The organism is Candidatus Neomarinimicrobiota bacterium, from assembly GCA_041862535.1.
Classification (GTDB): domain Bacteria; phylum Fidelibacterota; class Marinisomatia; order SCGC-AAA003-L08; family TS1B11.
In genome coordinates, this window is sequence record JBGVTM010000046.1 from 1 (window position 1) to 8,339 (window position 8,339).

Sequence of the window (8,339 nt, forward strand, 5' to 3'; positions counted from 1 at the left end):
AACCACCGCTCTAGAGCCCTTTTCCCGCCTTCGGGCCGGAAGGCTGCTGGAGCGGGCAAGTGCAGTCCAGCCGGGATTATATCCAATCCCTCCCCTGCAAAGAACCCCCTGCCGATTCTAGGCCTGAAGCATATCGATGGAGATGTCAACTACGGTATCCTCCTTGATTATCGCTGGAGCCCCGGTTAAGTTGTTCTCAAAGCAATAATTACAGGATACTCCGGGCCGAATGTAAATTTGTCTTCAGATGAGTTGTTGATAACCCATGAAACTCCGGCCTAGAATTCTTACCCTGGTCATAGGGATCCTCATTGTTTCCTTCCTGGCCCTGTCGATACCGCTCTACTGGTACACACGCAGCGCGTTGGAAGATGAGATGGATAAACGCCTCCTGAGCACGGCTCGCATAGCCGCGGGACAGCTGAGCGGGGACCTCCTGCTGAGTCTCACAAGGGAGCCTGCTTTGTCCGCGGTCAGGCTTGCCCTGGAGCAGGAACTGGCTTCGTTCCTGGTCGACGGCATTGAAGGTATCGCGATCTACTCGCAGCAGGGCGATGAACTGGCCAGGCAGAGTCAAATGAAATCGGATCATCCCCAGGTATCGGTCCTGCTCCAGAACTTTTCCCGGATTGGGAGCAACGTAGAAAGCGCCGTATCGGAGATTTACCAGTTCCCTGAGGGCGGCTATTTCAAAGCTGCTGCCATCGCCATCGATACCGGAATGAGCCCTCCTCCCATCCTGGTGGTCTGGGGCGGTGCTGATTTTATGACGGTCATCGATCAGATTGTGGGCAGCATCTTCTGGATCGTTCTGGTCTCGATTCTGGTTGCCGTCAGTCTGGCCATCGTCTTTTCGCGATCACTGGTTCGCCCCGTCATGCAGCTCTCTGATTACACTAAAGCGATCCAGAAAAATATCTATTCGGGTACGGTGGATCTGGGACGGACAGATGAATTGGGCGACTTAAACCGGGCCCTGTCTGAGATGCATACCGAGATCAGGGAGCACGAGCAATCAATGAAACAGCTCCTCTCAGGCATTGCTCATGAAATAAAGAATCCGCTGGGCGGCATCGAGATATATACCGGACTGTTGGAGGAGGCCTTTTCCGATGAAGCCTATGGCGAAGATGCGGTCGAGCACCGCTCTTACCTCGAAAAGGTTGCCAGGGAACTCCGCCATCTGAAGCAGATTGTATTGGAATACCTCGACTATGCCCGCCCGCTTCGAAGCCATCTGGAACCACTGGCCGTCGAGGCGATCTTCGAGGATATCCAGCGCATCCTCCATCCGGAAATGAGACAAAAACAGGTGCAGTATAGCCTCTCCGGAAAAGGTGTGGTCCTGGGCGATGAGTCTAAACTCAGGCGGGTCTTCTTGAATCTATTAAAGAATAGCCTGGAGGCTGTTAACGAGAAGGGCACCATCAGCATCAATATTGAGAGTCAGGATGGCCTGGTAAGTGTGGAAGTGTCTGATGATGGCGTAGGCATTCCTGAAACCGACCTGGCGAACATTTTCAATCCCTACTTTACCACCCAGGACAAAGGTTATGGTCTGGGTCTGGCCATCGTAAAAAGCATTATTGATGAGATGAATGGCACGATTCTTGTTAAAAGTGAAGTAGGCAAAGGGACCAAGTTCACCTTGAGTCTCCCCCAGAGATAGTATGAAGACCGTCAACCAGAGCACAATTCTTGTCATCGAGGATGACAGCACCATGCGGGAAGGCATCCAGACCGTCCTGGAAAAGAAAGGCTACCGCGTGAACTCTGCCGCCGACGGGTTCGAAGGCAGCCTGCTTTTCAAGAAACTCCCGCCGGATCTAGTCATCACCGACCTGAAGCTCCCCGGCAAGAGCGGCATGCATCTGCTCCACGAGTTCCTGGAGGCAAATCCGCTGCTGCCGGTCATCCTCATCTCCGCCTACGGGACCATAGACCTGGCGGTAAGTGCTCTGAAGTCCGGTGCACGAGATTTTATTGCTAAGCCGTTTTCCATCGATGAGCTGAAGACGAAGGTCTCGGAAATCCTCAAACACGCGCCCGCAACCGAATTCAAACCGGTGGCGATTCCCACCTTTTACGGCATGGTGGGTTCTTCGCCCGAGATGGAAATGCTCAAGGAGCAGATCAAACAGGTGGCTAAAGTGGACAGCCCGGTGCTGATAACCGGCGAAAGCGGTACCGGTAAGGAGCTGATTGCCCGGGCGATCCACAATGAAAGCAAAAGAAAGGAGAAGGTATTTCTGGCAGTCAATTGCGGCGCCTTCACTGACACCCTTCTGGAAAGTGAATTATTCGGCCATGAAAGGGGATCGTTCACCGGGGCGATAAAACAACACCAGGGGATATTTGAACAGGCGGACGGCGGCACGATTCTAATGGATGAGATCAGCGAGGTATCACCGCAGCTGCAGATCAAACTACTCAGGGTCCTTCAGCATCAGTCGTTTCAGCGCCTGGGTGGGACGGAGGAGATCTCAACCGATGTCCGCGTTATCGCTGCCACCAACCGGAACTTGAAGGAAGCCATCAAAAGCAAACAATTTCGTGAGGACCTTTATTTCCGGATTAACGTAGTCCCCATCTACGTTCCGCCTTTGAGGGAGCGACAGGCCGATATCCCCGAACTGATCGAATACCTTCTCGAGGTGAAATCCTGCAGCCTGGGAAGGGAAAGCCCGGAGATAACCGCTGACGCTATCGAAAAACTGCAGCGCTACCCCTGGCCCGGGAACATCCGGGAGCTGGAAAATCTGCTGGAGAGAATCCTTATCTTTTCCGATAGCGGGGTGATCTCCGCTGACAACATCTATTTTGATGAAGACAGTGAGGATCTAACTGAGAGCAGCGGTAACCTGGCGGAAGTTTTGGAAGATACGGAATACCGAATGATCAAGAAGGCCTTGGAGAAAGCGGGCGGTATCAAGCAAAGGGCCGCTAAAATGCTGGGAATCAAAACCAGCACCCTGTATTACAAGATGGAGAAGTATGGTTTATTTGAGGATAAAACCCGTACTTCGAAATCTGAGCATAACGAGTAAGCGAAAAAGAATACCCAATGAGTATTTCCGTTATGAACACAGCAGTACTTAGACGAGCAGTTGTCCCGGCACTACTTCTCTTTCAGACCACCGCCTGGGCCCAGGATCTGGAAACGCCCTGGAGGAATTATCTCTCGGTCGATGCCCGACTGGAAGTAGCGGTTGCAACGGAGCAACAGTGGCGGGAACAGCAGCACCAACTGCAGGAAGAAATTCGCAAACTACAGGCAAGCCAATCCTGGTACAACGGTTGGATTGTCGAGATAGTGCTAGCTCGTAATAGTGCTCGTCAGGTGGAACTGGCGGATTCGCTGCGGCAGATTCACAATAGAATTGCCGACCTGAAAACCCGCCGGGACCATGCGTTTCTGGCATTGAGGGAGGTCTATCAACGAATCCTGCTCGAAGCTGAATCCGAGGACCGATTATCTCTATCTCAAAAAGAACAGGCGCTTACCATCGGACGCCGGCTATTGAGTCAGGGGGGTGCCACGTTCGACTTGCCCGACTATTCGTCCATTCTCAACAGCCCTTACGAAAATGAAGCCGTCAAACGCCTGGTCCTGGCAGATCTGCAGTCGGTACTGCAGGCGAAACTGGTTCTGATCGATTCCCTCCTGACGGAAAAGGAAACGGAGCTGGCCCTGTTGGCCCGCTTGAATGAATTCCATCGGGACCTGAGCTATCAGCTGCAGTCGAACCTTGATCTTGAACCGGGTAGCCCTCAGGAACCCACGAGCCCAAGAGAGGTGTTCGTTTATGGCTGGGGTGAAGACGACGCGTCCACTGCCATAGGTAATGAAAAATCAGAAAGGGCGAATGAGGCGGGAGGAAGTCGAACTGATCTAGCGACCCCCCTGAGCCGGAGTCCGGCTGTATCCGGAGAAACAAATATCCCGTTGAACGGCGATCCGATTGGGGAAGTGATCAAGCGACTGAAGACCAAACGCCAGCAGTACCAGGATCTCCTCCGACAGATTGAGACCGAACTGCCCCATTAAAATCAGGCTGAATACTCTACCGCTGTTCTTGCTGGCCCTCGGTGGCGGCTATTCCACCCTGAAAGCCATAGACGGGCAACTGCAATTCTCCACCTATTATGATTCCAATGTGCGTGAGGCTCTAACCGCTCCGGATTCAACATTAGGCCTCACCTTACGAGGACGTTTGAGCCACGAAATCCATCCCCGCCGCTTGAATATTTTCGCCGAGCTCTTAACCCAGGCTAATGTAGATGCCATTTTTCGGGAACAGTCCAAACTGATTGTCAACGCTGAATTGGACTTTCGCTATGCGCTTTCGCCGGCCCTGCAGGTTCTGGGGAATTTGAGTCATTTTCAAAAATCGTTCTACAACCATACCGGGTCCTATATGTGGACCGAATACAGCACCTTTTTGCAGCTCTCCCCGGGAACCCGCTATACAGGATGGCTGGGTTATCGCTATCGCAAAAAAACCCTCGCGGCGACGGAAAAGTACCGCTTTGGTGAAAACGATTTGGAATTCAGGGGCAGATACCATATCAATCCTAGAATTTTCTTCGAAGGCACCTTTACCGGTAGCAGAATCGTCCATACCGATTTCAATGCCGTCGGCGTAGTGGACGATACCTCGCTGGTTTTCTTGGATTACCCTCAAAAGGACAGGGGAGTTGAGGCGCTGATGCATGTGCGATATCGGGGCAAGATCATCGCCGGGTTACAAATTGGAATTTGTACTGTAGGATCGAATAGCGTAATCGGTGAGTTCAGCCTGGTCAGTTACCACGCCTATATTTCCGGCAATCTCAGGCCCTCGACGTTTTACCACCTCGTATTCCGGCGTATCGATAAGGCCTACCAATATCCGGAACTCAAGGGGGAAAGCTGGTACCGGGACCCGGAGGAACCGACCCAGAATCTGGTGCACTTTCGTCTGGAACAGGTGCTGAGGGGCGGCAGCATTGGCTATGTTCACGTCAGCCTGCTGGAGAATGAGACCATTTTCACCCAGAGATATTATGATAAGACGATGATCGAGGTTGGCATCAAATACGAGCTATAATCCAGAGCAGTAAGAAAGGTCGTCAGCGATTCAACCACCCCCTGCCGGTATTCCCCGTATAACACTGTCAGCTTTCTGATAAAATCGTCAGCTTTCTGAGGGTTATATCCCCCTTTCTGATGGCTGAAGAGCCGGGGGGAAAAATTTTTTTTCCGATCCAGCTGCCCAGTTGTTACTCCTGCTAAGCCTCCATTTCTGATCCGTTTTATACATCCCATACTGTCTGCGCTTTCCCGGCATGTCGTTTGCACCACTTGGGATGTGGTACTAGTGAGATCTTCTGGATAGAAATCTCAAGGATTTCGATCTCGTCTTCATTTCATCATTAAATCGAGGGGGTTCTGTTATGAAGATTCAATTTCCAAGATCCACTGCTTATTTCAATTATCTTTCCCTTCTCGCTATCTGCCTAATCATGGGCGGTTGTGAAAAGATGGTTTATGACCCGCTGAACACACCCGACGATACGGGCACCCGTGGAGGTGACGAGAAGAGCTTTACGGGGGACTTTTTCGCGGAGAGCGGTTCAGCAGGTGGTGATTACTATCCCGGCACGGAAAAGTTCGGAGAACTTACATACAATGGCTTTGTCTACACCGCCGAAGACAACCTCTCTACCTTCGGCATTGATGTGGACAACGGCTCGTACACGTTCGGCAGGAAGAAAATCAATGAAGGTCATCTACCTCCGAAGGAATCTGTGCGGATCGAGGAGTACATCAACTATTTCCGGCAGGACTACGATCCGCCGCTGGACGTGCCGTTTTCAGTGCATGTAGATGGCGCACCCTCACCATTTCGCGGCGATAGCCTGCATATCATCCGCATCGGCCTTCAGGGGAGAGAACTGGCAAGCGATGAGCGAGGGCCATGGAACCTGACCTTCCTGATCGATATCTCGGGTTCCATGACATCCAGATTGGAGTCGGTGAAGCAAAGTCTTTATATCCTGGTCGATAACATGCAAGAGGGTGATAAAATATCGATCTGTACCTATGCTGGAAGTGTGGGAACCGTTCTTATGCCTACAACCTTAACCGAGATCGATAAAGAAGGTATTAAAGGAATTATCTCTGACTTGAAAGCCGGTGGCAGCACCGCCATGGCGTCCGGAATTCAGAATGCCTATGATGTTAATACGTCGGGCTTTATCGAAGGTGGGGTAAACCGGATCATTGTCTGCTCTGATGGGGATGCCAATGTCGGTCCCACCAGCCACGAGGAGATTCTGGAACTGATTTCGTTATACGTAGAACAGGGCATCACCCTCTCCGCGCTGGGCTTTGGCCAGGGGAATTACAATGATTACCTGATGGAGCAGCTCGCCGACCGCGGCAACGGCAACTACTACTATATCGATTCCCTGGCGGAGGCTGAGCGGTTGTTCAGCGAGGAATTGACCGCCGTGATGGAAGTGATCGCCAGGGATGTCAAGGTCCAGGTCGAATTCGACCGGGACGAGGTTATTCGCTACCGTCTGATCGGATATGAAAATCGAGACATCGCCGACGAGGACTTCGAGGATGAAGAAACCGATGCGGGTGAAATTGGAGCGGGCCACCGCGTAACAGCCCTCTACGAAGTTGAGTTATCGGGAAATGGGGCCGGGAATCTGCTGACCGTTCACTTGCGGTATAAGCTCCCGGAGGGAGAAAGGGATATCCCACTGGATGTTCCGGTTACATTGAATGTACTGGCAGACACCTTTTCCGCCAGCAGCGAGCGATTCCAATTCACCGTGGGTGTCGCCGAATTCGCCGAAATCTTACGCGCGAGTCCTTACGTAAATACCTCATTTGGAGATGTTGAAAATATTATATCGCAAGCCGTATCAGGTGGTGATGATCGGGATGTGGAGTTCTTAGAGTTAGTCAGGAAGGTGCAAACAATCGATTAGGAGTCATTAAAAACGACAGAGGATAAAGTCCTGAGGGGACAACGACTCATATCAAATGTTTTACCGAAGAGGAGGGAAAGCAAAATGAATCTAAACTCTAAATTTCTCGCTGCAGCCCTGGCGGTATCTGTGCTGCTCATTTTCGCCACCGCGGCCCACGCCCAGCTGGTGGAAACGCTCATCTGCGATAGCTGTACGTATGAGAACGGTATGGCGAACAAGTTCTGCGTCAATTGTGGCGGGTCCCTGGCCGAGGAATATTCCCGCTGGCAGGTCGATCGGCAGAGCCGCGAGCGCAGTCTCAAGCGCTTCATTTCCGATCGCATTGATCCGCCCCGGCTGTTCACCATTCCGGCCGCCAGGGTCCTGGGCTCCATGGATGTGCGCCTGATGGGTGGGGGCGCCTTCGGCGTTGCAGCCGACCACTCCTTCCTGGGAACTGTCGGCATCGGCCTGGGCGATATCGCCGAGGTGGAGTTCAGCACCGTCAGGATGGTGACCAATATCACGCGTGGAGCCGCCGTCTTCCCCACCTCCGCCTTCAAACTCCTGCTCATACCTAAAAACCGATGGCACATCCCGACCCTGGCCGTCGCTTTCCGCAATTCCGCCAACTGGCAAGATGTCCAGAGCGACGAAAAAGTGCTGAGGGCCGACGCGGCTGGTGCGGGTTTCGACGAAGCAGGAATTAAAAATATAGGCTACGATACCCGCTTTACCACCATGTACGGGGTCACCACCGTGCGCTTGTGGCTTCTGAGCCTGCATGCCGGCCTCAGCCTCACCGATGTCAGAGTCAGAGATCTGGCGGTTCAATCCTATATCGCGGAGGACTATGCCGATCCCCGGGAAAAACAGAAGAATCTCATCGGTGGTTTCTTCGGCTTCGATATTGAGTCCAACCCGCAGACCAAACTGATGTTCGAGGTCCAGACGGTCTCCAATTATCAGTATAATGTCGAAACCCGGACCATCGATGTTACCGAAGTGTACCTGGCCATCGGTGGGGTGCGTTTCTTCTTCAACCGCTGGCTCTCAACTGATGTGGGGGTATGGTACCAGAGCACGTTCAGGGGCCTTGCTGATTTGCAGATCAAGCTTGGCTTGAACCTGTTCCTACCCGGTGGGAGTCTGGGAGACAAAGTTCGTCAGATTTCGAACAGAAAACATACTCCCAATTCTTGAGTTCGAGTATCCAAGTGGTTACAGCAAAGCATGATTTGATTATACAGTCAGGATTGTGCGCGATTGCCTCAATGTTCCTTGGCCTGTTTCTCACGTGCACCGGGCCGGAAGATAATCTGCCGAACCTGACCTTGGATGACATTAAAGAGCAATACCGCCAGGTCGAC

7 protein-coding genes are annotated in these 8,339 nt (G+C 52.3%); all 7 read left to right on the forward strand.

Features of this window, described 5'->3' with window-relative positions; translation table 11 throughout:
* The coding region (locus ACETWG_01870; protein ID MFB0515334.1) for a hypothetical protein at window positions 1–189 on the forward strand (189 nt) is incomplete at its 5' end.
* A 76-nt stretch (window positions 190–265) separates the two neighbouring features.
* The gene (locus ACETWG_01875; protein ID MFB0515335.1) at window positions 266–1,669 is read left to right on the forward strand and encodes an ATP-binding protein; all 1,404 of its coding nucleotides are present in this window, start codon (window positions 266–268) and stop codon (window positions 1,667–1,669) included.
* A gap of 1 nt (window position 1,670) precedes the next feature.
* Window positions 1,671–3,047: a sigma-54-dependent transcriptional regulator gene (locus ACETWG_01880; protein ID MFB0515336.1), complete on the forward strand. Its 1,377-nt coding sequence runs from the start codon at window positions 1,671–1,673 to the stop codon at window positions 3,045–3,047.
* 32 nt (window positions 3,048–3,079) lie between these two features.
* The gene (locus ACETWG_01885; protein MFB0515337.1) at window positions 3,080–4,048 is read left to right on the forward strand and encodes a hypothetical protein; all 969 of its coding nucleotides are present in this window, start codon (window positions 3,080–3,082) and stop codon (window positions 4,046–4,048) included.
* Complete coding sequence (locus tag ACETWG_01890) at window positions 4,026–5,090, forward strand: hypothetical protein (GenBank protein ID MFB0515338.1); 1,065 nt, start codon at window positions 4,026–4,028, stop codon at window positions 5,088–5,090. Before ACETWG_01885 ends, ACETWG_01890 begins: the two co-directional genes overlap by 23 nt.
* A 346-nt stretch (window positions 5,091–5,436) precedes the next feature.
* Window positions 5,437–6,987: a von Willebrand factor type A domain-containing protein gene (locus tag ACETWG_01895; GenBank protein MFB0515339.1), complete on the forward strand. Its 1,551-nt coding sequence runs from the start codon at window positions 5,437–5,439 to the stop codon at window positions 6,985–6,987.
* 84 nt (window positions 6,988–7,071) lie between these two features.
* On the forward strand, window positions 7,072–8,172 hold the full coding sequence (locus ACETWG_01900) for a hypothetical protein (protein MFB0515340.1): 1,101 nt from the start codon (window positions 7,072–7,074) through the stop codon (window positions 8,170–8,172).
* The last annotated feature ends 167 nt before the right edge of the window (window positions 8,173–8,339 follow it).

Bases quoted from the DNA above. Each gene is read 5' to 3' on its own strand.
- ACETWG_01875 (MFB0515335.1), top strand. From the start codon at position 266: ATGAAACTCCGGCCTAGAATTCTTACCCTGGTCATAGGGATCCTCATT.
- ACETWG_01880 (MFB0515336.1), top strand. From the start codon at position 1,671: ATGAAGACCGTCAACCAGAGCACAATTCTTGTCATCGAGGATGACAGC.
- ACETWG_01895 (MFB0515339.1), top strand. From the start codon at position 5,437: ATGAAGATTCAATTTCCAAGATCCACTGCTTATTTCAATTATCTTTCC.
- ACETWG_01900 (MFB0515340.1), top strand. From the start codon at position 7,072: ATGAATCTAAACTCTAAATTTCTCGCTGCAGCCCTGGCGGTATCTGTG.
- ACETWG_01885 (MFB0515337.1), top strand. From the start codon at position 3,080: ATGAACACAGCAGTACTTAGACGAGCAGTTGTCCCGGCACTACTTCTC.